The organism is Heyndrickxia sp. FSL K6-6286 (assembly GCF_038630395.1).
Taxonomy (GTDB): Bacteria; Bacillota; Bacilli; order Bacillales; family Bacillaceae_C; genus Heyndrickxia; species Heyndrickxia oleronia.
Genome location: NZ_CP152029.1, coordinates 131,074 through 153,473, shown reverse-complemented (window position 1 = coordinate 153,473; position 22,400 = coordinate 131,074). Strand labels below are relative to the sequence as shown.

The window sequence follows — 22,400 nt, the reverse complement described above, 5'->3', positions numbered from 1 at the left end:
TCCATTAACGACACTTCCACAGGAGTGCCGTGTACCAAATAAATCTAAATAAAGTGTACACGAAATCCCCATCTAATAGCAGGTGGGGATTATTTTACGCTTACCAATTGATGTACAACCCCCCTTATTCCAGAATAGCGCCCGCACAGGGAACTTGACCGTTTCATGATTGGTCGACATGAACGATACACAATGAAATCTTTAATAGAATTTATTGAAAAACACTCGGTTTAATCTATCAACTATTTTTTTGAAGGGAATTGATAGTATGGCTAGTATTATAAAAAGAGGGAATTCATATCGAGCACAAGTTTCTCTATACAAACATGGTAAACACAAAAAACTTTCTAAAACTTTTCCAACAAAAAGAGAAGCCGAACTTTGGGCTTTAGAAATGGAATTAGCGAAAGGAGAAGGTAAAGAACTTGCCCACAGAACAACAACATTTGCTGATTTCTTCGAGAACTGGATTTATCTTGTAAAGGTAAATGACGTTAAAGAATCGACATTTCAAAATTATGTTCGTACTTTGGGAGTTATTAGAAACCTATTTCAGGATATCCAATTAAAAGATTTAAATGATATTGTTGTTCAGAAGAAAATAGATGAATATGCCAAGACACATTCTCGAAAAACAACACATGAGGTGCTTCTAAAAATAAAAACATCATTACGTGATGCATATGCTCGTGGTTATATTGCAAATGATTTTGCTCGTTTGGTAAAAACACGTGGAGAAAACCCACCTAAAAGAAACAAAGCTTTATCTATAACTGACTTTAAAAAGCTTCGTAATTACCTTTTACAGCATTCTGAAGATGAATTTAACTTACTTGCATTAGAAACAGGTATGCGACGTGGAGAGCTACTAGCAATTCGACCGGAGAACCTTTACGAATACAGCCCTTATGAATACGGAATAGAAGTTAGACATTCGATCAGTCCTACTTCTGATGACACCTCATAGACACAGAATGCTAAACGTGATGTTTCTATCAACAAAGAAGTGTATGAGCTTATTCGTCAAATTCCCGTTGAAGAGAATGGTTATATTTTCGGCTTTGGTGGCTTTAAACAATCGGAACAATTAGCCGTGTTATTAACGGAATTAAACATTAAAAGAACTACCTTTCACGGTTTAAGAGATACGCATGCATCGTTTTTATTTGCTCAAGATATAGATATTGCTTATGTATCCAAACGATTAGGACATATAAATATACAAACCACACAAAATTATTATCTAGAATTAATGCCAGAAAAAAAGCACCAGCAAGATGCCGATGCTTTAAATCTGTTAAGTGCTTTATAAGGTACAAGTTGATTTGAACCAACTTGAACCAAAAAACCTTTGTAAACGTTGATGCAATAAGGAATTGATTAACGCTTTGAGAACTGAGGTGCACGACGAGCGCCTTTAAGACCGTATTTTTTACGTTCTTTCATACGAGCGTCACGTGTTAATAATCCTGCACGTTTTAAAGTTGTGCGGTATTCAGGATCAGCTTGCAATAATGCACGAGCGATACCATGACGGATTGCTCCAGCTTGACCTGTGAAACCACCACCATTAACGTTCACTAAAACATCATAGTTACCTAAAGTTTCAGTTGCGTTTAATGGTTGTTTAATTACTTCGATTAAAGCTGCGAATGGAATGTAGTCTGCTACATCACGATTATTGATAACGATTTTTCCGTTACCAGGAACTAAACGTACACGCGCTACAGAGCTTTTACGACGTCCTGTACCGTAATATTGAACTTGTGCCAAAATAATACCCTCCCTTATTAATTATCCGCGAAGTTCGTACACTTCTGGTTTTTGTGCTTCATGCTTATGCTCTGCTCCAGCATATACATGTAATTTTTTGATCATTTGACGACCTAAAGATCCTTTTGGAAGCATGCCTTTAATTGCTAATTCAAGCATTTTCGTAGGATAGTTTGTACGCATTTCACCTGCAGTACGAGTTTTTAAACCGCCTGCAAATTGAGTGTGACGGTAATAAATTTTATCAGATAATTTTTTACCAGTTAATTCGATTTTTGAAGCATTTAAAATGATGACATGATCACCAGTATCAACATGCGGTGTGAATGTTGGTTTATGTTTACCACGTAAAATAGATGCTACTTCACTTGCTAAACGACCTAAAGTTTTACCTTCAGCATCCACAACGTACCATTTACGTTCTACAGTATTAGCATTAGCCATATAAGTACGCATTGAGTTACCCTCCTAAAATAAAAAATTAAATTCTACCGTATTTATTTTTACACAGATAAGTTTCCGGGGCTTATTTGTGGGGTTAAATAACATACCATAGGTAATAATATCTTTTTATTAAGTCAATGTCAAGAAGATGTTACACCTGGATTAGTTGTTTTAGCACTAGCTAAGAAGACTAGTTTCTTCTAACTCGTATGAAAAGCCGCATTAGACTTTCCTAAAAAGAAAAAAAACTTTAAATATTTCCAGGAAAATCCGTTATTTAACATATCGATAAAATATGTTGAGGATAGCTGGAAATGGAAACTAAAGAATTTACTCGTAGTAAACCTTCCACAAATACAGTCCTTGAGAAGGAGCTGTTTTTCCAGCATTTACCCGATTTTTTTTCTCGAGTATTATAGGAACTTCTTCAGGATTTCTTTTTCCAATACCAACTTCTAACAACGTTCCCATTAGAATTCGTACCATATTATAAAGAAAACCATTTCCAATAAACCTAACCTCTAATTCATGATTTGACCGAATAAAGCTGATTTCATTAATGGTTCGAACACGATCTATTACTTCTGTCTTTGCTGAACAAAAACTCGTAAAATCATGTGTCCCAATTAAATATTGACTCGCTTGCCTCATTTGATCCTCATTTATTTCATAAGGAAAATGATATGCATAATTCCTGCTAAACGGGTCCCGTATCTTTCCAGTATAAACCTTATACCGATATTCCTTCTGAATAACTGAATATCTTGCATGGAAATCAGAACTTACCTCTTCAATATGTTGAACGGATATATCGTCAGGTAACGCACTATTTAAAACAATGGGCCATCGGTCAATAGGAATATTATAAGGAGAATCAAAATGAATCACTTGCCCCACTGCATGAACCCCTGCATCCGTCCTTCCTGAACCCGTTACATGGATATCCTCATCCTTATGAATACGTTTTAACGCCGCTTCAAGCTCTCCCTGTACCGTTCGACCTTTTGGCTGAATTTGATACCCTGAAAATCCTGAACCATCATAGGCGATTGTACATTTATATCTAAGCATGGCTCTTCCCTCACGCTCTAAAAATAATTAAAACTCCTGCTAAGGCAAATAGAATGAATAAGACTACCCAATCAGCCTTTTTCCAAGCTAGTAATCGAAACTTCGTTCTGCCTTCTCCCCCTCGGTATCCTCTTGCCTCCATTGCAATCGCTAATTCCTCAGCACGTTTAAACGAGCTAATAAAAAGTGGGATAAGTAAAGGAATAATTGCCTTTACTCGATCTTTAATAGGACCACCAGAGAAGTCCACTCCTCTTGCCATTTGTGCCTTCATTATCTTATCTGTTTCATCCATTAATGTAGGAATAAAGCGCAATGAAATAGACATCATCAAAGCAAGCTCATGAACAGGAAATTTTATTTTCTTTAAAGGATGTAATAAAGTTTCTAATCCATCCGTTAATGAAATTGGTGTTGTTGTTAATGTCATCAAGGAAGTTACGAAAATTAATAGCATAAAGCGGAGAGAAATAAAAACCCCTTGCCTTACACCTTCTTCATAGATTTTTACAAAGCCTAAATGAAAAATCAAACTACCTTGTTTTGTAAAGAAAAGATGTAAAAACAAGGTAAATAGAATTAACCATAGTATCGGCTTCAATCCTTTTAAAAAGAAACTAAAGGGTATTTTAGAAAGCAAAATAAGAAGAATGGTAAAGACCACTAAAATCCCATAAGTTACTAAGTTATTAGCTAAAAACACTATACAAATAAAAGCAAAGACAAAAATCAATTTAGAACGTGGATCAAGTCGATGGATCATCGAATCTGTCGGAACATAACGACCAATAATCATTTTCTCCATCATGGTCGTTCACCCCTAATGTTGAACTCCTTGAGAACACTCGCTAGTTCCTCAATCGTTAAGCAAGTTTTTCCGAGCCGTTTGTTCATTCTTTCTTCAAGCAAATATTGAAAATGGACAACATCGGGCACGTTCAATCCTAATGAAATTAATTCATCTGGATTTGAAAAAATATCTCTAGGTGTCCCTCTACGTTTAATCTCCCCTTGATGCATGATAACAAGTTCATCTGCATACTTCGCTGCGTCCTCCATACTATGGGTGACAAGTACAGTTGACAGGCCCTTTTCCTTATGAAGTTGATAAAACATATCCATAATTTCTTTTCGACCCCTTGGGTCTAATCCTGCAGTTGGTTCATCAAGAACTAATACATCAGGATCCATTGCTAAAACCCCAGCAATTGCCACACGGCGCATCTGCCCACCTGATAAATCAAATGGTGATTTTGACAAAGTCTCTTCAGTTAAACCAACCTGAACAATTAATTCCTTTGCACGCTTTATTGCCTCATCCTTACTCACACCAAAGTTCATCGGTCCAAAGCATATATCCTTTTCAACAGTCTCCTCAAATAGTTGATGCTCCGGAAATTGAAAAACAATTCCTACCTTTTGACGAACATGACGAAGTGCCTTTTCCTTTTTATCTGAATGAATCACTGTTTCCCCAATTTTTACTATGCCATTAGTTGGCTGTAATAGAGCATTTAAGTGCTGTAAAAGGGTGGACTTACCAGATCCAGTATGTCCAATAATTGCAATAAATTTTCCTGAAGGGATAATGAGATTGATATTTTTGATAGCTAGTCTTTCAAAAGGTGTATTTGCCTGATATCTGTACTCTACTTGTTCAAGTGTAATGTCCATAGTGCATCCACCAATTCATTTTCCGTTAAGTAATTTTTCTCTAATGTAAACCCTTGTTTCTCTAACTCTTTGCCCATTTTAATTGAAAAGGGAATATCTAATCCTAGCTCAATTAATTCTTCTTGCATTTGGAAGATCTCCATCGGAGTTCCTTCGTTATAAACTTCACCTTTATTTAACACAACAATGCGATCAGCCTTTGATGCTTCTTCCAGATCATGTGTAATGGATATAACCGTTAGTCCTAATTCCTCTTTCAACTCAAATATGGTCTCCAAAACCTCTTTACGCCCCTTAGGATCAAGCATAGAAGTGGCCTCGTCCAAAATGATTACTTTGGGCTGTAGAGCAATGACTCCAGCAATAGCTACCCTTTGTTTTTGTCCACCTGATAAATGGTGTGGCTCTTGATCGAGAAACGAATGCATATTTACTCTTTCCAAGGCATGATTTACTCTCTCCACCATAATATTTTGTGGGACCCCGTTATTTTCCAAACCAAAAGCCACATCATCTTGTACAGTTGTTCCAACAAACTGATTATCAGGATTTTGAAAAACCATACCTATTTGTTTTCTAATCTCCCACACTGTTTCTTCTGTTAATGGAAAAGTATCTATCCTAACTTCCCCTTTTTCTGGATAGTGCAGACCATTAAGCATCTTAGCCAAAGTTGACTTGCCTGAGCCATTATGCCCCACAATCGCTAACCATTCCCCTTCATTGATGGATAATGATATATCTTTTAGAACATATGGATCTTGTCCTGGATAACGATAGAAAACATGTTCAATAGAAATAATCTGTCTCACCATTTCCAAGCCCCCTTACAACAAGATAATCATCTATAAATGCAATAACTATTTTTCTCCTCATTTTTAAAGATATCACTGACTCGACTTGTCGATAAGATGAAACAAACTTATATCAGTTGTATTAAGATGCCTACCCTCATGAACAACAACCTAATCAAAAATACCCTTAATAAAGATACAAAATAAAAAAGCCTGCACCCCTCTCCTGGGGAAATCAACACTTCCCTGGTCACAAACTTCTCTATATAAAATAGAGATGGAGAGGGATGCAAGGAGCTAGACGTAATAGACAATGTCTACCCATCGTAACACTCTATTAGCTTCAATACATCGCATTATTTAAATTCATATTTGAATAATGAATTTACATAAATCTAGTTTTACAAAATTCTAGAAATGAGTTTTGTAAAAAAAAGGGCATAGAAGCAGTTATAACTAACTGTCCTGCCCTTTTAGAATAAATATTTTATTACACTAATTCAATAATTACTACTGGTGCACCGTCACCACGACGAGGTCCAAGTTTCATGATACGAGTATATCCACCTTGGCGTTCTTGATAACGTGGAGCGATATCAGCGAATAATTTTTGAACAGCATCTTGGTTTGTTTCTGCATTTGCAATTTCATGACGAATGTATGCAGCAGCTTGACGACGTGCATGAAGATCACCACGTTTACCAAGAGTAATCATTTTCTCAACAACTGAGCGTAACTCTTTCGCACGAGCTTCAGTCGTTTCGATGCGCTCGTTGATGATAAGATCTGTTGTTAAATCGCGAAGTAACGCTTTACGTTGCGCACTAGTACGTCCTAGTTTTCTGTAAGACATGAAGTTTCCCTCCCTTGTTGAAGTTATTATATTTTATATCGTAATATCAATCGTCTTTACGTAAGCCTAAGCCAAGTTCATCTAACTTTGCTTTTACTTCCTCTAAAGACTTACGACCTAAGTTACGTACCTTCATCATATCTTCTTCAGTCTTATTAGCTAATTCCTGAACAGTATTGATTCCTGCACGTTTTAGGCAGTTGTAAGAACGAACGGAGAGATCAAGCTCTTCAATAGTCATCTCAAGAACTTTTTCCTTCTGATCTTCTTCTTTTTCAACCATGATTTCAGCATTTTGTGCTTCATCAGTTAATCCAACGAAAATATTTAAGTGCTCAGTAAGAATTTTTGCACCAAGGGATATTGCTTCCTTTGGACCAATGCTTCCATCTGTCCATACATCAAGTGAAAGCTTATCAAAGTTTGACACTTGACCTACACGTGTATTTTCAACTTGATAGTTGACACGTTGTACAGGTGTATAAATGGAATCAATCGGAATCACTCCAATTGGAAGATCTTCGCGTTTATTCTGTTCAGCAGGTGTATAACCGCGACCAGTTACAGCTGACATACGCATGCGGAAGTGAGCATTTTTTCCAAGCGTAGCAATATAAAGATCCGGATTAAGAATTTCTACATCGCTATCATGTGTAATATCTGCTGCTGTTACGACTCCTTCTCCTTGCACATCAATTTCAAGCGTCTTTTCTTCGTCAGAGTATATTTTCAATGCTAGCTTTTTAATGTTTAGAATAATTGATGTTACATCTTCAACGACGCCTTCAATTGTTGAGAACTCATGCATGACACCATCTATTTGAATAGACGTGACAGCTGCACCTGGAAGTGAGGATAGTAGGATACGACGTAAGGAGTTACCCAAAGTAGTACCATATCCACGCTCAAGTGGCTCTACGACGAACTTTCCAAAACTTGCGTCATCGTTGACCTCAACCGTTTCAATTTTTGGCTTTTCGATTTCAATCATTCAATTTACCCTCCTTCAAAACGTCGAAACCCCGGCAAGACAAATTTTTATCGACCTAACCGAAATTCCCCATGTTTACATTCCCGTTTGTGCACAACAACTGGATTAATCATTTCTGTTTTGAAAATTTATGCATATCATATCCCATTATTGACATGGATACAAATTCTATACAGAAAAAATTAAACACGGCGGCGTTTTGGTGGGCGGCAACCATTATGAGGTACCGGCGTAACATCTTTAATAGCTGTTACTTCAAGACCAGCAGCTTGAAGCGCACGAATAGCAGCTTCACGACCTGCACCAGGTCCTTTAACAGTTACTTCAAGAGTTTTCATTCCATGTTCCATAGATGCTTTAGCTGCAGTTTCAGCTGCCATTTGAGCTGCAAATGGAGTAGATTTACGAGAACCTTTGAAACCTAGAGCACCGGCACTAGACCATGAAAGAGCATTACCATGAGAATCTGTAATAGTTACAATTGTATTATTAAATGTAGAACGAATGTGTGCAATACCTGTTTCTATATTCTTTTTCACACGACGTTTACGAGTGTTTGTTTTACGTGCCATACGACTATGAAACCTCCTTTACTTATTATTTCTTTTTACCTGCTACAGTCTTACGAGGACCTTTACGAGTACGTGCATTGTTTTTCGTGTTTTGTCCACGAACTGGTAATCCACGACGATGACGAAGTCCACGGTAAGAACCGATTTCCATTAAACGTTTGATGTTTAAAGAAACTTCACGACGAAGGTCACCTTCTACCTTCAATTTGTCAATGATATCACGAATTTTATTTAACTCTTCTTCAGTTAAATCACGAACACGAGTATCTTCAGATACCCCCGCTTCGGCTAAGATTTTTTGGGCAGTTGGTTTACCAATACCATAGACATAAGTTAAAGAGATCACTACACGTTTATCACGTGGAATGTCTACACCTGCAATACGTGCCATAAAATATGCGCACCTCCTTCATTATTATCCTTGTTTTTGTTTATGTTTAGGGTTTTCACAAATAACCATTACTTTACCATTTCTGCGAATGATTTTACACTTTTCACAAATTGGTTTGACTGATGGTCTGACTTTCATCTGTTTTACCTCCTTAACAGTACGGAGTGCATTATTATTTGAAACGATACGTAATTCTACCGCGCGTTAAATCATATGGAGAAAGTTCAACTGTCACTTTATCTCCAGGTAAAATTCGAATAAAATGCATTCTTATTTTTCCGGAAACATGTGCGAGAACAGTGTGGCCATTCTCTAATTCTACTTTAAACATTGCATTTGGCAATGTTTCACTAACAGTACCTTCAACCTCGATAACATCGTCTTTCGCCATCGAACCCGTCTCCCTTCTTCTTACATTTATGGACTATAAACTTATACCACTTTTACGCGAGTGCCTATGGTAGGCGGTCCATAATGAGGTAATAGTGGGTCTTCATGTAATTCTTGACCAATCCCATGTCCGGCATACTCGCGAACGATAGAAAAGCCATGATTTTCTACAAATGTTTGAATCGCATGAGAGATGTTCGAAAGACGCACACCAGGCTTTAACTCATTTAAGCCAAGATAGAGAATCCTCTGTCACATCCGCGAGCATCCCGCGTCTCTTCATCTATTTTACCAACAGGATATATACATATAGAGTCAGAATAACAACTATACTCCATTCATATCTATTGTTAAAATGTCACCTTCATTTAGCGTAAATGACCTGGAATTATCGTGCAATAATCCTAAATAAGACTTAGAACAAATACCACGTCAACCATTATACCCTTTATATGAAGGAATTGCATCAAACTTGCGAATAAATTTTTCAGCAATTACATCCAATTATTATAAACCCTATTATTTAATAGGATCAAGTAATACATCGATGTCTGCAAAAACCTTATTGATGTCCTGTTTGCCATCAATCGTTTTTAAATAGCCTTTTTCCGCATAATAATCAAGAAGAGGTTGAGTTTGCTTAATATTGACTTCTAAACGATTTTGAACAGTTTCTTCATTATCGTCAGCGCGTTGATAAAGTTCACCGCCACAACGATCACAAACACCAGCTTCTTTTGGTGGATTAAATTCAAGATGATAAGTTGCACCACAATTTTTGCAAATGCGACGACCTGTAAGTCTTCCCATCAAAATATCTTTATCCACACTAATATTAATGCAGTAGTCTATTTTTTTGTTTAAGTCTTGAAGAATTGCTTCTAACGCTTCTGCTTGTGGAACTGTTCTTGGAAATCCATCTAGCAAAAAGCCTTTTTGACAATCATCTTTACTTAAACGCTCACGGACAATACCAATTGTTACTTCGTCAGGAACGAGTTCACCTTTGTCCATAAACGATTTAGCTTGTAAGCCGAGTTCTGTTCCTTCTTTCATAGCAGCACGGAACATATCTCCAGTTGAGATATGAGGGATTGCATACTTATCTACGATTTTTTCGGCTTGTGTTCCTTTACCGGCACCGGGAAGGCCCATTAAGACTAAATTCACCAGTACTTCCCCCTCAGACTCTTCATTTAGTTTTAGGAACATATTTGTTCCTAAAACTATAGTTTATTTTATAAAGCCTTTATAATGACGTTTCACAAGTTGAGATTCTAATTGTTTCATTGTATCAAGAGCAACACCGACAACGACTAGTAAACTCGTTCCACCAATTTGTGCAGCTTGTGGCAAGCCAGCAACACTTGTAAAGAAAATTGGAAGGATTGATATAATAGCTAAGAATATAGAACCAATAAATGTTAAACGATATAACACCGATGTTAAATATTCTTTCGTATTCTTACCAGGACGAATACCAGGGATATAACCACCTTGCTTTTTGAGGTTATCCGCCATCTGCTCAGGATTCACTTGTACGAACGCATAGAAATATGTGAAAGCGACAATTAACGCAACATAGATGATCATCCCAACTGGTTTCGTATAGTCAAAGACCCATTGAATGGTATCTGTAACACCATTGGATCCAAAAAAGGATGCAATCGTTCTAGGAGCAATGATAAACGAAACAGCAAAGATTACTGGAATAACACCTGCTGCATTTACTTTTAATGGTAAGTGTGTCGATTGACCGCCCACAGGATTACGACCTGCTAGACGTTGTGCATATTGAATAGGAATTTTTCTTAATGCCTGTTGAATAAATACAACGGCAACGATAATTGCTAATACAACTAACACAATAAGTAGTAAAACAACAATTTTTATGAATAGCTGATTCCCAGCATTACTTAGCTGTTGTTCAAAAATTTGACGGACAACTGAAGGGATACGGGCAACGATACCAGCTAAGATAATAATAGAAATACCATTTCCTACACCTTTAGCTGTAATCTCTTCACCAACCCACATTAAAAAGGCCGTACCAGCTGTTAATACAACGGCAATGGTCAAATATGTTCCTATACCAGGATTACTGATCAATTGACCCTGTGTCATTGAATTAAATCCATATGACATACCAAGAGCTTCGATGAATCCAAGGATAATAGTGAAGTATCTAGTAAATTGTGCTAACTTACGTCGACCAACTTCCCCTTGCTTTGACCATTCAGTAAATTTTGGAACAACATCCATTTGTAATAGCTGAATGATAATTGATGCTGTGATATAAGGCATGATACCCATGGCAAAGATGGAGAACTGATACAACGCTCCACCACCAAAAGTATTTAAAATACTAAAAAAGCCAGAAGTATCATTTGCCTCTAATGCACGAGCATCTACACCAGGAACTGGGATAAATGTCCCTATCCTAAACACAATTAACATTAAAAGGGTGAATATAATTTTTTTCCTTATATCACCCACACGCATAAAATTGGAGATTGTCTTTAGCATTAAATCACCTCAGTTTGTCCGCCAGCAGCTTCGATAGCTTCTTTAGCAGCAGAGGAGAATTTGTGAGCTTTGACTGTTAATTTTTTCTCAAGCTTACCATTTGCAAGAATTTTAATTCCTGCTTTCTCTTTGCTTACTACTCCTGTTTCAATAAGAAGAACCGGTGTGATTTCAGTACCATCTTCAAAACGATTAAGAGCATCTAGATTCACGATTGCATAATCTTTACGGTTAATGTTTGTGAAACCGCGTTTTGGTAAACGACGGAATAAAGGTGTTTGACCACCTTCAAAGCCAGGGCGTACTCCACCGCCAGAACGAGCATTTTGTCCTTTATGACCTTTACCAGCAGTTTTTCCATTACCTGAACCAATACCACGACCTACACGATTACGCTCTTTACGAGAACCTTCAGCAGGTTTTAATTCATGAAGTTTCATTGTCGGCACCTCCTTGTATAAGTAAATTCTATTACTGTTCTTTTACTGTTACGAGATGAGCAACTTTATTGACCATACCTCGAATTGCGGCATTATCTTCATGCTCAACAGTTTGATTCGTTTTGCGCAAACCAAGAGCTTTAACTGTTTCACGCTGATCTTGTGGACGACCAATCAAGCTGCGAGTGAGGGTAATTGCTAATTTGTTTGCCATTAAAATCCCTCCTTATCCTAACAGTTCTTCTACTGATTTATTACGTAATTTAGCAACTTCTTCAACACGTTTTAATTGTTTGATACCGTCGATAGTAGCACGGATCATGTTAATTGGAGTATTTGAACCAAGTGATTTAGATGTAATATCTGCAACCCCACCTAATTCTAATACCGCACGAACAGGACCACCAGCAATTACTCCAGTACCTGGAGAACCTGGTTTCATTAGAATTTGACCAGCACCGAAGCGGCCAATAACTTCATGTGGAATAGTAGTTCCAACAATCGTTACTTCTACTAAGTTTTTCTTTGCATCTTCAACCGCTTTACGAATTGCATCAGGTACTTCTTGAGCTTTACCAGTACCAAAGCCTACATGACCATTTCTGTCACCTACAACTACAAGTGCTGAGAAACGGAAACGACGTCCACCTTTAACAACTTTTGCAACACGGTTAACTGTAACAACGCGTTCTTCTAACTCAAGTTTGTTAGGATCAATATGACGCATCTATTTGTCCCTCCTTTTTCTATTAAAATTCTAAGCCGTTTTCACGAGCTGCATCTGCAAGAGCTTTAATACGTCCATGATAGAGGTATCCACCACGATCAAATACGACAGCTTTAAAGCCTTTGTCAACTGCACGCTTAGCAATCAATTCGCCCACTTTTTGAGCTGCATCAACATTGCTGTTAGATTCAAGGTTTAAATCTTTATCTAATGTAGAAGCACTAGCTAAAGTTACACCATTTAAATCATCGATCAACTGAGCGTAAATGTTTTTGTTAGAACGATATACGTTTAAACGAGGACGAGTCGATGTACCACTTAATTTAGAACGTACACGAGCATGTCTTTTCTTACGTACCTTATTTTTATCTGGCTTAGTGATCACCCGAGGTCACTCCTTTCTTATTGCTTACGCTGCATTACTTACCAGTTTTACCTTCTTTTCTACGTACATATTCGCCTTCATAACGAATTCCTTTTCCTTTATAAGGTTCAGGCGGACGAACACCACGGATATTAGCAGCTAGTGCACCTACGCGCTCTTTGCTAGTACCTTTTACAATAACTTTTGTATTTGAAGGAACTTCGATTTCAAGACCTTCTTCTGCTTCGAATTCAACTGGGTGAGAATAACCTACGTTAAGAACAAGTTTTGAACCTTGTTTTTGGGCACGATATCCAACCCCGATTAATTCTAAAGATTTTTCGAATCCTTTTGAAACACCCTCAACCATATTCGCTAATAACGCACGAGTTGTACCGTGTAATGCACGATGCTCTTTATTATCAGTTGGGCGAGTAATGTTAATTACGTTCTCTTCGATATTGATTGAAATGTCAGGGTTAAAGCTGCGAGTAAGCTCGCCTTTAGGACCCTTAACAGTAACATGATTTCCGTCTAATGTAACAGTTACACCAGAAGGAATTTCAATAGGTTTTTTACCTACACGTGACATTCTTTTGCACCTCCATTCATGCCTTTATATTACCAAACGTATGCTAATACTTCTCCGCCAACTTGTTTGTTACGAGCGTCTTTATCAGTTAAAACGCCTTGAGAAGTAGAAACGATTGCGATTCCAAGACCGTTAAGTACTTTAGGAACCTCATTCGCTTTTGCATATACGCGTAAACCAGGTTTACTAATACGCTTAATACCAGTGATTACACGCTCATTGTTTGCACCATATTTCAAGAAGATCCGAATGATTCCTTGTTTGTTATCTTCGATAAATTCAACATCACGAACAAAACCTTCGCGCTTTAGAATTTCAGCAACTTCTTTTTTGATTTTAGAAGCAGGAACTTCTAATTTTTCGTGACGTACCATGTTCGCATTACGAATACGAGTAAGCAAATCTGCAATTGGATCTGTCATTACCATAATATTAACCTCCTTCCCAATTTAGGGTTTACCAACTAGCTTTTTTGACGCCTGGAATTTGACCCTTGTATGCAAGTTCACGGAAACAAATACGGCAAAGTTTGAATTTGCGAATTACAGAGTGTGGACGGCCACAACGTTCGCAACGTGTGTAAGCTTGCACTTCAAACTTTGGTGTGCGCTTTTGTTTCACGATCATAGATTTTTTAGCCACGTTTTCGCCTCCCTTTTAGCGATTACTTTTGGAATGGCATTCCGAATTGTGTTAATAGTTCACGAGCTTCTTCGTCTGTATTAGCAGTTGTTACGATAACGATATCCATACCACGTACTTTACTTACTTTATCGTAATCAATCTCAGGGAAGATAAGCTGTTCTTTTACTCCAAGTGTATAGTTTCCACGACCATCAAATGATTTCTTTGAGATCCCGCGGAAGTCACGTACACGTGGTAGAGAAACTGAAATTAGTTTATCTAAAAATTGATACATGCGTTCGCCACGAAGTGTAACTTTCGCACCGATAGGCATACCTTCACGAAGACGGAAGCCTGCAATAGAATTTTTCGCTTTTGTTACAACTGGTTTTTGACCAGTGATGATTGATAGTTCTTCAACAGCATTATCTAATACTTTTGCGTTTTGAACTGCATCACCAACACCCATGTTGATAACGATTTTTTCAATTTTTGGTACTTGCATTACTGATTTATAATTGAACTTGCTCATTAAAGCAGGTGTCAATTCTTTTTCAAATTTTTCCTTTAGGCGGTTCATGTCGTGTACCTCCCTTCATTTAAAGACTATTTATCTAAAACTTCACCAGATTTTTTAGCTACACGTACTTTCTTACCGTTAACTTCTTGATATCCAACACGTGTTGGTTCGTTTGTTTTAGGGTCTAATAACATTACATTAGAAACGTGAATAGCTGCTTCAAAGTTAACAATTCCACCTTGTGGATTAGCTTGTGAAGGCTTAGAGTGCTTTTTCACGATGTTTACACCTTCAACGATTACACGGTCTTTTTTAGGAAAAGCTGCTAGGATCACACCTGTTTTCCCTTTATCTTTACCAGTGATAACCATCACTTTATCGCCTTTTTTAACATGCATCTTAATCGCACCTCCTTGGTTTACGAATCATTTATAATTAAAGAACTTCCGGAGCTAAGGATACGATTTTCATAAAGTTGTTGTTACGAAGTTCACGAGCAACTGGTCCGAAGATACGAGTTCCACGAGGGCTCTTATCATCACGGATAATTACACATGCATTTTCATCAAAACGAATATAAGATCCATCCGGACGGCGGACACCACTCTTAGTACGAACAACTACAGCCTTAACAACTTCACCTTTTTTAACAACGCCTCCTGGTGTTGCTTGTTTCACTGTACATACGATAATATCACCGATATTAGCAGTCTTACGTCCAGATCCACCTAAAACTTTGATTGTTAAAACTTCTCTTGCACCAGAGTTGTCAGCAACTTTTAAACGAGATTCTTGTTGAATCATTATGGTTTACCTCCCTTCGGAAATAGTATCCGAAACATTTATTAGATAATAACAGCCTTCTCAACGACTTCAACAAGACGGAAACGTTTTGTCGCTGATAGTGGGCGTGTTTCCATAATGCGAACGATATCGCCGATTTTTGCTTCATTTTGCTCATCGTGTGCTTTAAACTTCTTAGAGTATTTCACGCGTTTGCCGTAAAGTGAGTGCTTTTTATATGTTTCTACAAGAACAGTGATTGTTTTATCCATTTTGTCAGATACAACACGTCCTGTATAAACTTTACGTTGGTTCCGTTCACTCATTTTCAGAAAACCTCCTCTCTTTATCGATTGTTTACGCCGATCTCTCTCTCACGGATTACTGTTTTCATACGAGCAATCGCCTTACGTACTTCACGGATGCGAGCTGTATTTTCAAGTTGTCCAGTAGCTAACTGGAAACGTAGATTAAATAGTTCTTCTTTAAGAGATTTTACTTTTTGTTCAATTTCGGCAGTGGTTAAATCACGAATTTCATTAGCCTTCATTTGTTTCACCACCAATTTCTTCTCGTTTTACAAACTTACATTTGATTGGAAGTTTATGTGATGCAAGACGAAGTGCTTCACGAGCTACCTCTTCAGATACTCCAGCAATTTCAAACATAATTTTACCTGGCTTTACAACTGCTACCCAACCTTCAGGTGCCCCTTTACCGGAACCCATACGTACTTCTAAAGGTTTTGCAGTATATGGCTTGTGAGGGAAGATTTTAATCCACACTTTACCGCCACGTTTCATATAACGTGTCATTGCAATACGAGCAGCTTCAATTTGTCTGTTTGTAATCCAAGAAGCTTCAACTGCTTGTAATCCATATTCACCAAATGCTACTTCAGTGCCACCTTTAGCACGTCCACGCATTTTCCCACGATGTTCGCGGCGATATTTTACGCGTTTAGGTAATAACATGATTATTTTCCTCCTTCCTCAGATTTTTTCTTCGCAGGAAGAACCTCTCCACGGTAGATCCAAACTTTTACTCCAAGTTTACCGTAAGTTGTGTCTGCTTCTGCATGTGCATAATCAATATCAGCACGAAGTGTATGAAGTGGAACTGTTCCTTCGCTGTAATGTTCAGCACGCGCAATATCTGCTCCACCAAGACGTCCAGAAACTTGTGTTTTGATTCCTTTTGCACCAGCACGCATCGCACGTTGGATTGCTTGCTTTTGAGCACGACGGAAAGATACACGGTTTTCTAATTGACGAGCAATATTTTCAGCTACTAATTTCGCATCGATATCAGCTTTTTTGATTTCAACGATATTGATGTGTACACGTTTGCCAGTTAATGAATTTAGTGCTTTTCTTAAAGCTTCTACTTCAGTACCACCTTTACCGATAACCATTCCTGGTTTTGCAGTACGGATTGTAATGTTGATACGATTCGCAGCACGTTCGATTTCAACACCAGATACAGAAGCATCGCTTAAGCGTTTTTCGATATATTTACGTACCTTTAAGTCTTCATGTAAAAGATCTGCATAGTCTTTTTCAGCGTACCATTTAGATTCCCAGTCACGAATAACTCCGATACGTAAACCTATAGGATTTACTTTTTGACCCACGAATTATCCCTCCTTCTTTTCTGATACCACAACTGTAATGTGGCTAGTACGTTTAAGGATTTGGCTTGCACGTCCTTGTGCACGTGGACGGAAACGTTTAAGTGTTGGTCCTTCGTTCACATAAGCCTCAGTTACAACTAGGTTATTGATATCCATATCATAGTTATGCTCTGCATTCGCAATAGCAGATTTTAAAACTTTTTCTACAACTGGTGAAGCTGCTTTTGGTGTTAAGTTTAAAATAGCAACAGCTTCTCCTACTTGCTTGCCTCGTATTAGATCGACAACTAATCGTACTTTACGAGGAGCAATACGAACTGTTCTTGCAACAGCTTTAGCTTGCATCAGGATGCCCTCCTCTCAATTAGCGTCTTGTTTTCTTATCATCACTTGCGTGACCTTTATAAGTACGAGTTGGTGCAAATTCACCAAGCTTATGACCTACCATATCTTCAGTCACATATACAGGTACGTGTTTACGTCCATCATAAACAGCAATCGTGTGTCCGATGAATGCTGGGAAGATTGTAGAACGACGAGACCAAGTTTTAACTACTTGTTTTTTATCAGACTCGTTTAGAACTTCAACCTTTTTCATTAAATGTTCATCAACAAAAGGTCCTTTTTTTAAGCTGCGACCCATGATCGAACCTCCTTTCGTGATTGCGCTACGGCCCTAAAGCCGAACCGTAGTTCAACCCGAGTTATTTTTTGCGACGACGCACAATAAACTTATCAGATTTATTCTTCTTCTTACGAGTTTTATAACCAAGTGTTGGTTTACCCCATGGAGTCATTGGTGACTTACGTCCGATTGGAGCACGTCCTTCACCACCACCATGTGGATGGTCATTAGGGTTCATTACAGATCCACGTACAGTTGGGCGTTTACCTAACCAACGAGAACGACCTGCTTTACCAATGTTGATTAATTCGTGTTGTTCATTACCAACTTGACCTACAGTAGCACGGCAAGTAGCAAGAATCATACGAACTTCACCAGAGTTTAAACGTACAAGTACATATTTACCTTCTTTACCAAGAACTTGTGCAGATGTACCTGCAGAACGAACTAATTGTCCACCTTTACCAGGTTTTAATTCGATATTGTGGATAACTGTACCTACAGGGATATTTGAAAGTGGTAATGCATTACCAACCTTGATATCACTTTCAGGACCAGATACTACTTCCATACCAACCTTAAGGTTTTTAGGAGCTAAGATGTAGCGTTTTTCTCCATCCACATAATTAATTAAAGCAATATTAGATGAACGGTTTGGATCATACTCAATTGTGGCAACGCGTCCTGGTATACCATCTTTATCACGTTTGAAGTCGATAATACGGTATTGACGCTTATGGCCGCCACCTTGATGACGAACTGTTAACTTACCTTGGTTATTACGGCCGCCTTTGCTTTTAAGTGGTGCAAGCAATGATTTTTCCGGCTTATCAGTTGTGATTTCCGCAAAATCAGATACAGTCATACCACGACGTCCGTTAGAGGTAGGTTTGTATTTTTTGATCGCCATTTTTTTCCCTCCTCTTCAAATTACATTATTTAATATTAAACCTCGAAAAATTCGATTTCTTTACTATCAGCAGTTAAAGTAACAATTGCTTTACGGCGCTTGTTAGTGTAACCAGCATGACGACCCATGCGTTTAAACTTACCTTTGTAGTTCATAACGTTTACTTTCGCTACTTTCACACCAAAGATTGCCTCAACAGCATCTTTCACTTGTGTTTTATTAGCTCTTACGTCAACTTCAAAAGTATACTTTTTATCAGCCATTACATCAGTTGAACGTTCAGTGATGACAGGGCGCTTAATGATATCACGTACATCCATTATCCAAGCACCTCCTCTACTTTTTCAACAGCGGCTTTGGTAATGATCAATTGATCATGAGAAACCACATCTAAAACGTTAATGCCATTTGCTTCAACAACAGTAATACCAGGGATATTACGAGCTGAAAGGGCAACATTTACATCAGAACCATCTGTAACTACTAGAGCTTTTTTACCAACAGATAGACTATTTAATACTGCTGCAAATTCTTTTGTTTTAGGCGCTGCAAAAGAAAGAGATTCTAATACAAGAATTTTTTCTTCTAAAACTTTAGTAGATAATGCAGATTTAATTGCTAAACGACGTACCTTTTTAGGTAATTTGTAGCTATAGCTACGTGGAACTGGACCGAATACAGTACCACCACCACGCCATTGTGGTGAACGGATAGATCCTTGACGGGCACGACCAGTACCTTTTTGACGCCATGGTTTACGACCACCGCCGCTAACTTCAGAGCGATTTTTTACTTTGCTTGTTCCTTGACGTAATGATGCTCTTTGCATCACGATAGCGTCGAACAATACACTTTCATTTGGTTCAATACCAAAAACTGAATCATTTAGTTCGATATCTCCAACTTTAGATCCGCTTTGGTTATATAGAGCTACTTTCGGCATTCCTGTTTCCTCCTTTCCTTGTAATTAATCTACTTTGCTTTAATCGCTGTTTTGATTTTAAGCAATGCTTTTTTAGGACCAGGAACATTACCCTTAACTAGGATAAGATTGCGTTCTGCGTCAACTTTGACAATTTCTAAGTTTTGAATCGTAATTTGTTCTCCACCCATGCGACCAGGTAATGCTTTTTGTTTAAATACACGGTTTGGAGCAACAGGACCCATAGATCCAGGGCGACGATGGTAACGAGATCCGTGAGCCATAGGTCCACGAGATTGTCCATGACGTTTAATTACACCTTGGAATCCTTTACCTTTAGAAATTCCAGTCACATCTACGATGTCACCTTCTGCAAAAATATCAACTTTGACTTCTTGACCAATTTCATACTCACTAGAGTTTACTGCGTCGAATTCGCGAATGAAGCGCTTAGGAGCAGTATTTGCTTTTGATACATGACCTTTTTCAGGTTTGTTAGCTAACTTTTCACGTTTATCTTCGAAACCTAATTGAATTGCTTCGTAACCATCAGTTTCGATAGTTTTCTTTTGAAGAACAACGTTTGGAGCAGCTTCAACAACAGTTACTGGAATTAAATCACCATTCTCAGCAAATATTTGCGTCATACCTATTTTTCTTCCTAAGATTCCTTTGGTCATGAGTCACACCTCCTAATATAATTAACATTTTATTTACTATAGTTTAATTTCAATATCCACACCGGATGGCAAATCTAAACGCATCAATGAATCTACTGTTTGAGGAGTAGGGTTAACGATGTCGATTAGACGCTTATGAGTGCGCATTTCGAATTGTTCACGAGAATCTTTGTATTTGTGCACCGCACGTAAAATTGTGTATACAGACTTTTCAGTTGGAAGCGGAATCGGACCAGACACGCTAGCACCAGATCTTTTCGCTGTTTCAACGATTTTTTCTGCAGATTGATCAAGGATTCTATGATCATAAGCTTTTAAACGAATACGAATTTTTTGTTTTGCCATTATTTTCCCTCCTTTATCGCCTATTTTTATAATAGACATTCTCCGTGGAAATTTCCCACACACGCGCCATGGCAAAGCGGCCGGGTGTGTCAGCAACCTCCCACATCATCGCAGTCAAAGACCAACATTCTCTATTATACATAAAACATTTAGGTAATGCAATACTATAATAGTGATTTATTTGGGTTTTTAACACTTTTTCAATTATACATGCATATGATAAGTTGTTCAAGCAATACTTAAATTGTTGTAATTTAATAATTCTTTAACCTTAATCAATTTCTCAAATCCCTCATGTTTTCATTAGAGTATAAAAGCATAGACTTTAAGATTATAGTTACAAAGATTTGAGTAGATAACTGAACAGAAAAACGCAATATTACTGTCGTTATATGTATCAATTTCAAATAAAAAAAGCAGACGATCGTCACCGTCTGCTTTTTATTTAGTCTAAATATATTATTTAGAGATTGAAGTTACAACGCCTGAACCTACAGTACGTCCACCTTCACGAATTGAGAAACGAGTTCCTTCTTCGATCGCGATTGGTGAAATAAGTTCAACATTCATTTCAGTGTTATCGCCAGGCATTACCATTTCAGTACCTTCGTTAAGATGAACGATACCAGTTACATCTGTAGTACGGAAATAGAATTGTGGACGATAGTTTGAGAAGAATGGAGTGTGACGTCCACCTTCTTCTTTAGATAATACATAAACTTCTGCTTTAAATTCAGTATGTGGAGTGATTGTTCCTGGCTTTGCAAGAACTTGACCACGTTGGATTTCTTCACGAGCAACCCCACGAAGAAGTGCACCAATGTTATCTCCAGCTTCTGCATAGTCAAGAAGTTTACGGAACATTTCAACACCAGTTACAGTTGTAGATTTTGCTTCTTCAGCTAAACCGATGATATCTACAACGTCACCAACTTTTACTTGACCACGTTCAACACGGCCAGTAGCAACTGTTCCACGACCTGTGATTGAGAATACATCCTCAACAGGCATCATGAATGGTTTTTCATTGTCACGTTCTGGAGTTGGAATGAATTCATCAACTGCAGCCATTAACTCAGTGATTTTTTCTTCCCAAACTGGGTCTCCTTCAAGTGCTTTAAGAGCAGAACCTTTGATTACAGGAACATCGTCTCCAGGGAAACCATATTCAGATAGAAGGTCACGAACTTCCATTTCTACTAATTCTAATAATTCTTCGTCATCTACCATATCACATTTGTTTAAGAATACTACTAGGTATGGTACACCTACGTTACGAGAAAGTAGGATGTGCTCACGAGTTTGTGGCATTGGACCATCAGCAGCAGAAACTACTAGGATACCACCGTCCATTTGAGCAGCACCAGTGATCATGTTTTTAACATAGTCAGCGTGTCCTGGGCAGTCAACGTGTGCATAGTGACGAGTTGCAGTTTCATATTCTACGTGCGCAGTATTGATTGTGATACCACGCTCACGTTCTTCTGGAGCACCATCGATTTGGTCATAAGCGCGAGCTTCTGCACCACCAGTTTTTGCAAGAACTGTAGTGATTGCTGCAGTTAAAGTAGTTTTACCATGGTCAACGTGACCAATTGTACCAATATTAGCATGTGTTTTAGAACGATCAAATTTCGCTTTAGCCATTAGGAAATCCTCCTTAATATTTATAATTATAAGTATTTATATGTTGCTTTAAAGATGAGCGCTCATCTTTAAAGCAATCATATATCATATATAGTAGTTATACTTTATA

General features: G+C 37.9%; 39 protein-coding genes. 2 read left to right on the top strand and 37 right to left on the bottom strand.

What is annotated here, in order from left to right; translation table 11 throughout:
- Positions 1 to 268: 268 nt before the first annotated feature.
- Positions 269 to 967 (top strand): phage integrase SAM-like domain-containing protein, encoded by a 699-nt coding sequence (locus tag MHI39_RS00860; RefSeq protein ID WP_236722872.1) that lies wholly within the window; start codon positions 269 to 271, stop codon positions 965 to 967.
- A gap of 39 nt (positions 968 to 1,006) precedes the next feature.
- A complete protein-coding gene (locus MHI39_RS00855) occupies positions 1,007 to 1,312 on the top strand; it encodes a tyrosine-type recombinase/integrase (protein WP_236722871.1) in 306 nt (101 codons plus the stop codon).
- A 68-nt stretch (positions 1,313 to 1,380) separates the two neighbouring features.
- On the opposite strand, the gene rpsI is transcribed toward MHI39_RS00855, so the two are convergent.
- From rpsI to tuf, 37 genes are all read right to left on the bottom strand, one after another.
- Entirely contained in the window at positions 1,381 to 1,773 is a 393-nt protein-coding gene (rpsI, locus tag MHI39_RS00850) for a 30S ribosomal protein S9 (protein ID WP_058005995.1), read from the bottom strand.
- Positions 1,774 to 1,794: 21 nt separating this feature from the next.
- Positions 1,795 to 2,229, bottom strand: coding sequence for a 50S ribosomal protein L13 (gene rplM, locus MHI39_RS00845; RefSeq protein WP_058005994.1), 435 nt, complete (start codon positions 2,227 to 2,229; stop codon positions 1,795 to 1,797).
- Positions 2,230 to 2,547: 318 nt separating this feature from the next.
- Complete coding sequence (gene truA / locus MHI39_RS00840; RefSeq protein WP_058005993.1) at positions 2,548 to 3,288, bottom strand: tRNA pseudouridine(38-40) synthase TruA; 741 nt, start codon at positions 3,286 to 3,288, stop codon at positions 2,548 to 2,550.
- 10 nt (positions 3,289 to 3,298) lie between these two features.
- Positions 3,299 to 4,096: an energy-coupling factor transporter transmembrane protein EcfT gene (locus MHI39_RS00835; protein ID WP_071976259.1), complete on the bottom strand. Its 798-nt coding sequence runs from the start codon at positions 4,094 to 4,096 to the stop codon at positions 3,299 to 3,301.
- Positions 4,093 to 4,962 carry an energy-coupling factor ABC transporter ATP-binding protein gene (locus tag MHI39_RS00830; RefSeq protein ID WP_058005991.1) on the bottom strand — a complete coding sequence of 290 codons (870 nt, stop codon included), beginning with the start codon at positions 4,960 to 4,962 and terminating at the stop codon, positions 4,093 to 4,095. Before MHI39_RS00830 ends, MHI39_RS00835 begins: the two co-directional genes overlap by 4 nt.
- Positions 4,938 to 5,777 (bottom strand): energy-coupling factor ABC transporter ATP-binding protein, encoded by an 840-nt coding sequence (locus MHI39_RS00825; protein WP_058005990.1) that lies wholly within the window; start codon positions 5,775 to 5,777, stop codon positions 4,938 to 4,940. Before MHI39_RS00825 ends, MHI39_RS00830 begins: the two co-directional genes overlap by 25 nt.
- Before the next feature lie 469 nt (positions 5,778 to 6,246).
- A complete protein-coding gene (gene rplQ, locus MHI39_RS00820; RefSeq protein ID WP_058005989.1) occupies positions 6,247 to 6,609 on the bottom strand; it encodes a 50S ribosomal protein L17 in 363 nt (120 codons plus the stop codon).
- Between the two features lie 46 nt (positions 6,610 to 6,655).
- Complete coding sequence (locus MHI39_RS00815) at positions 6,656 to 7,600, bottom strand: DNA-directed RNA polymerase subunit alpha (RefSeq protein WP_058005988.1); 945 nt, start codon at positions 7,598 to 7,600, stop codon at positions 6,656 to 6,658.
- Between the two features lie 182 nt (positions 7,601 to 7,782).
- Positions 7,783 to 8,172, bottom strand: coding sequence for a 30S ribosomal protein S11 (rpsK, locus tag MHI39_RS00810; RefSeq protein ID WP_058005987.1), 390 nt, complete (start codon positions 8,170 to 8,172; stop codon positions 7,783 to 7,785).
- A 25-nt stretch (positions 8,173 to 8,197) separates the two neighbouring features.
- On the bottom strand, positions 8,198 to 8,563 hold the full coding sequence (gene rpsM, locus MHI39_RS00805) for a 30S ribosomal protein S13 (RefSeq protein ID WP_058005986.1): 366 nt from the start codon (positions 8,561 to 8,563) through the stop codon (positions 8,198 to 8,200).
- A gap of 24 nt (positions 8,564 to 8,587) precedes the next feature.
- Positions 8,588 to 8,701, bottom strand: coding sequence for a 50S ribosomal protein L36 (gene rpmJ, locus MHI39_RS00800; RefSeq protein ID WP_058005985.1), 114 nt, complete (start codon positions 8,699 to 8,701; stop codon positions 8,588 to 8,590).
- A 34-nt stretch (positions 8,702 to 8,735) separates the two neighbouring features.
- Positions 8,736 to 8,954, bottom strand: coding sequence for a translation initiation factor IF-1 (gene infA / locus MHI39_RS00795; RefSeq protein WP_058005984.1), 219 nt, complete (start codon positions 8,952 to 8,954; stop codon positions 8,736 to 8,738).
- A 41-nt stretch (positions 8,955 to 8,995) separates the two neighbouring features.
- Entirely contained in the window at positions 8,996 to 9,163 is a 168-nt protein-coding gene (locus MHI39_RS00790) for a M24 family metallopeptidase (RefSeq protein WP_235813405.1), read from the bottom strand.
- Positions 9,164 to 9,472: 309 nt separating this feature from the next.
- Positions 9,473 to 10,123, bottom strand: coding sequence for an adenylate kinase (locus MHI39_RS00785; RefSeq protein WP_058005983.1), 651 nt, complete (start codon positions 10,121 to 10,123; stop codon positions 9,473 to 9,475).
- Between the two features lie 63 nt (positions 10,124 to 10,186).
- Positions 10,187 to 11,479 (bottom strand): preprotein translocase subunit SecY, encoded by a 1,293-nt coding sequence (gene secY / locus MHI39_RS00780; RefSeq protein ID WP_058005982.1) that lies wholly within the window; start codon positions 11,477 to 11,479, stop codon positions 10,187 to 10,189.
- Positions 11,479 to 11,919 carry a 50S ribosomal protein L15 gene (gene rplO / locus MHI39_RS00775; RefSeq protein ID WP_058005981.1) on the bottom strand — a complete coding sequence of 147 codons (441 nt, stop codon included), beginning with the start codon at positions 11,917 to 11,919 and terminating at the stop codon, positions 11,479 to 11,481. The genes secY and rplO overlap by 1 nt, the downstream gene beginning before the upstream one ends.
- A gap of 31 nt (positions 11,920 to 11,950) precedes the next feature.
- The gene (gene rpmD / locus MHI39_RS00770) at positions 11,951 to 12,133 is read right to left on the bottom strand and encodes a 50S ribosomal protein L30 (RefSeq protein ID WP_058005980.1); all 183 of its coding nucleotides are present in this window, start codon (positions 12,131 to 12,133) and stop codon (positions 11,951 to 11,953) included.
- Positions 12,134 to 12,145: 12 nt separating this feature from the next.
- Complete coding sequence (gene rpsE, locus MHI39_RS00765) at positions 12,146 to 12,646, bottom strand: 30S ribosomal protein S5 (RefSeq protein WP_058005979.1); 501 nt, start codon at positions 12,644 to 12,646, stop codon at positions 12,146 to 12,148.
- A gap of 22 nt (positions 12,647 to 12,668) precedes the next feature.
- Positions 12,669 to 13,031, bottom strand: coding sequence for a 50S ribosomal protein L18 (rplR, locus tag MHI39_RS00760; protein WP_058005978.1), 363 nt, complete (start codon positions 13,029 to 13,031; stop codon positions 12,669 to 12,671).
- Between the two features lie 34 nt (positions 13,032 to 13,065).
- The gene (rplF, locus tag MHI39_RS00755) at positions 13,066 to 13,602 is read right to left on the bottom strand and encodes a 50S ribosomal protein L6 (RefSeq protein WP_058005977.1); all 537 of its coding nucleotides are present in this window, start codon (positions 13,600 to 13,602) and stop codon (positions 13,066 to 13,068) included.
- Positions 13,603 to 13,631: 29 nt separating this feature from the next.
- The gene (rpsH, locus tag MHI39_RS00750; protein WP_058005976.1) at positions 13,632 to 14,030 is read right to left on the bottom strand and encodes a 30S ribosomal protein S8; all 399 of its coding nucleotides are present in this window, start codon (positions 14,028 to 14,030) and stop codon (positions 13,632 to 13,634) included.
- A 28-nt stretch (positions 14,031 to 14,058) separates the two neighbouring features.
- Positions 14,059 to 14,244: a type Z 30S ribosomal protein S14 gene (locus MHI39_RS00745; RefSeq protein ID WP_055737812.1), complete on the bottom strand. Its 186-nt coding sequence runs from the start codon at positions 14,242 to 14,244 to the stop codon at positions 14,059 to 14,061.
- A gap of 22 nt (positions 14,245 to 14,266) precedes the next feature.
- Positions 14,267 to 14,806, bottom strand: coding sequence for a 50S ribosomal protein L5 (gene rplE, locus MHI39_RS00740; protein WP_058005975.1), 540 nt, complete (start codon positions 14,804 to 14,806; stop codon positions 14,267 to 14,269).
- 26 nt (positions 14,807 to 14,832) lie between these two features.
- A complete protein-coding gene (gene rplX / locus MHI39_RS00735) occupies positions 14,833 to 15,144 on the bottom strand; it encodes a 50S ribosomal protein L24 (RefSeq protein ID WP_058005974.1) in 312 nt (103 codons plus the stop codon).
- 37 nt (positions 15,145 to 15,181) lie between these two features.
- On the bottom strand, positions 15,182 to 15,550 hold the full coding sequence (gene rplN / locus MHI39_RS00730) for a 50S ribosomal protein L14 (protein ID WP_058005973.1): 369 nt from the start codon (positions 15,548 to 15,550) through the stop codon (positions 15,182 to 15,184).
- 41 nt (positions 15,551 to 15,591) lie between these two features.
- The gene (rpsQ, locus tag MHI39_RS00725) at positions 15,592 to 15,855 is read right to left on the bottom strand and encodes a 30S ribosomal protein S17 (RefSeq protein ID WP_058005972.1); all 264 of its coding nucleotides are present in this window, start codon (positions 15,853 to 15,855) and stop codon (positions 15,592 to 15,594) included.
- A 20-nt stretch (positions 15,856 to 15,875) separates the two neighbouring features.
- Positions 15,876 to 16,079 (bottom strand): 50S ribosomal protein L29, encoded by a 204-nt coding sequence (rpmC, locus tag MHI39_RS00720; RefSeq protein WP_003351417.1) that lies wholly within the window; start codon positions 16,077 to 16,079, stop codon positions 15,876 to 15,878.
- Positions 16,069 to 16,503 carry a 50S ribosomal protein L16 gene (gene rplP, locus MHI39_RS00715; RefSeq protein WP_058005971.1) on the bottom strand — a complete coding sequence of 145 codons (435 nt, stop codon included), beginning with the start codon at positions 16,501 to 16,503 and terminating at the stop codon, positions 16,069 to 16,071. The genes rpmC and rplP overlap by 11 nt, the downstream gene beginning before the upstream one ends.
- A gap of 2 nt (positions 16,504 to 16,505) precedes the next feature.
- Positions 16,506 to 17,162, bottom strand: a complete 657-nt coding sequence (gene rpsC / locus MHI39_RS00710) for a 30S ribosomal protein S3 (protein WP_058005970.1) — start codon at positions 17,160 to 17,162, stop codon at positions 16,506 to 16,508.
- A 3-nt stretch (positions 17,163 to 17,165) separates the two neighbouring features.
- A complete protein-coding gene (rplV, locus tag MHI39_RS00705; protein WP_058005969.1) occupies positions 17,166 to 17,507 on the bottom strand; it encodes a 50S ribosomal protein L22 in 342 nt (113 codons plus the stop codon).
- A 19-nt stretch (positions 17,508 to 17,526) separates the two neighbouring features.
- Positions 17,527 to 17,805, bottom strand: coding sequence for a 30S ribosomal protein S19 (rpsS, locus tag MHI39_RS00700; RefSeq protein WP_071976258.1), 279 nt, complete (start codon positions 17,803 to 17,805; stop codon positions 17,527 to 17,529).
- A gap of 61 nt (positions 17,806 to 17,866) precedes the next feature.
- Positions 17,867 to 18,697, bottom strand: a complete 831-nt coding sequence (gene rplB / locus MHI39_RS00695; RefSeq protein WP_058005967.1) for a 50S ribosomal protein L2 — start codon at positions 18,695 to 18,697, stop codon at positions 17,867 to 17,869.
- A gap of 35 nt (positions 18,698 to 18,732) precedes the next feature.
- Positions 18,733 to 19,017 (bottom strand): 50S ribosomal protein L23, encoded by a 285-nt coding sequence (rplW, locus tag MHI39_RS00690; protein ID WP_071976257.1) that lies wholly within the window; start codon positions 19,015 to 19,017, stop codon positions 18,733 to 18,735.
- Positions 19,017 to 19,640 carry a 50S ribosomal protein L4 gene (rplD, locus tag MHI39_RS00685; RefSeq protein ID WP_071976256.1) on the bottom strand — a complete coding sequence of 208 codons (624 nt, stop codon included), beginning with the start codon at positions 19,638 to 19,640 and terminating at the stop codon, positions 19,017 to 19,019. Before rplD ends, rplW begins: the two co-directional genes overlap by 1 nt.
- A 29-nt stretch (positions 19,641 to 19,669) precedes the next feature.
- Positions 19,670 to 20,299: a 50S ribosomal protein L3 gene (gene rplC / locus MHI39_RS00680; protein WP_058005964.1), complete on the bottom strand. Its 630-nt coding sequence runs from the start codon at positions 20,297 to 20,299 to the stop codon at positions 19,670 to 19,672.
- Between the two features lie 36 nt (positions 20,300 to 20,335).
- Positions 20,336 to 20,644, bottom strand: a complete 309-nt coding sequence (rpsJ, locus tag MHI39_RS00675) for a 30S ribosomal protein S10 (RefSeq protein WP_025729837.1) — start codon at positions 20,642 to 20,644, stop codon at positions 20,336 to 20,338.
- Between the two features lie 459 nt (positions 20,645 to 21,103).
- On the bottom strand, positions 21,104 to 22,291 hold the full coding sequence (tuf, locus tag MHI39_RS00670) for an elongation factor Tu (RefSeq protein WP_058005963.1): 1,188 nt from the start codon (positions 22,289 to 22,291) through the stop codon (positions 21,104 to 21,106).
- Positions 22,292 to 22,400: the final 109 nt, after the last annotated feature.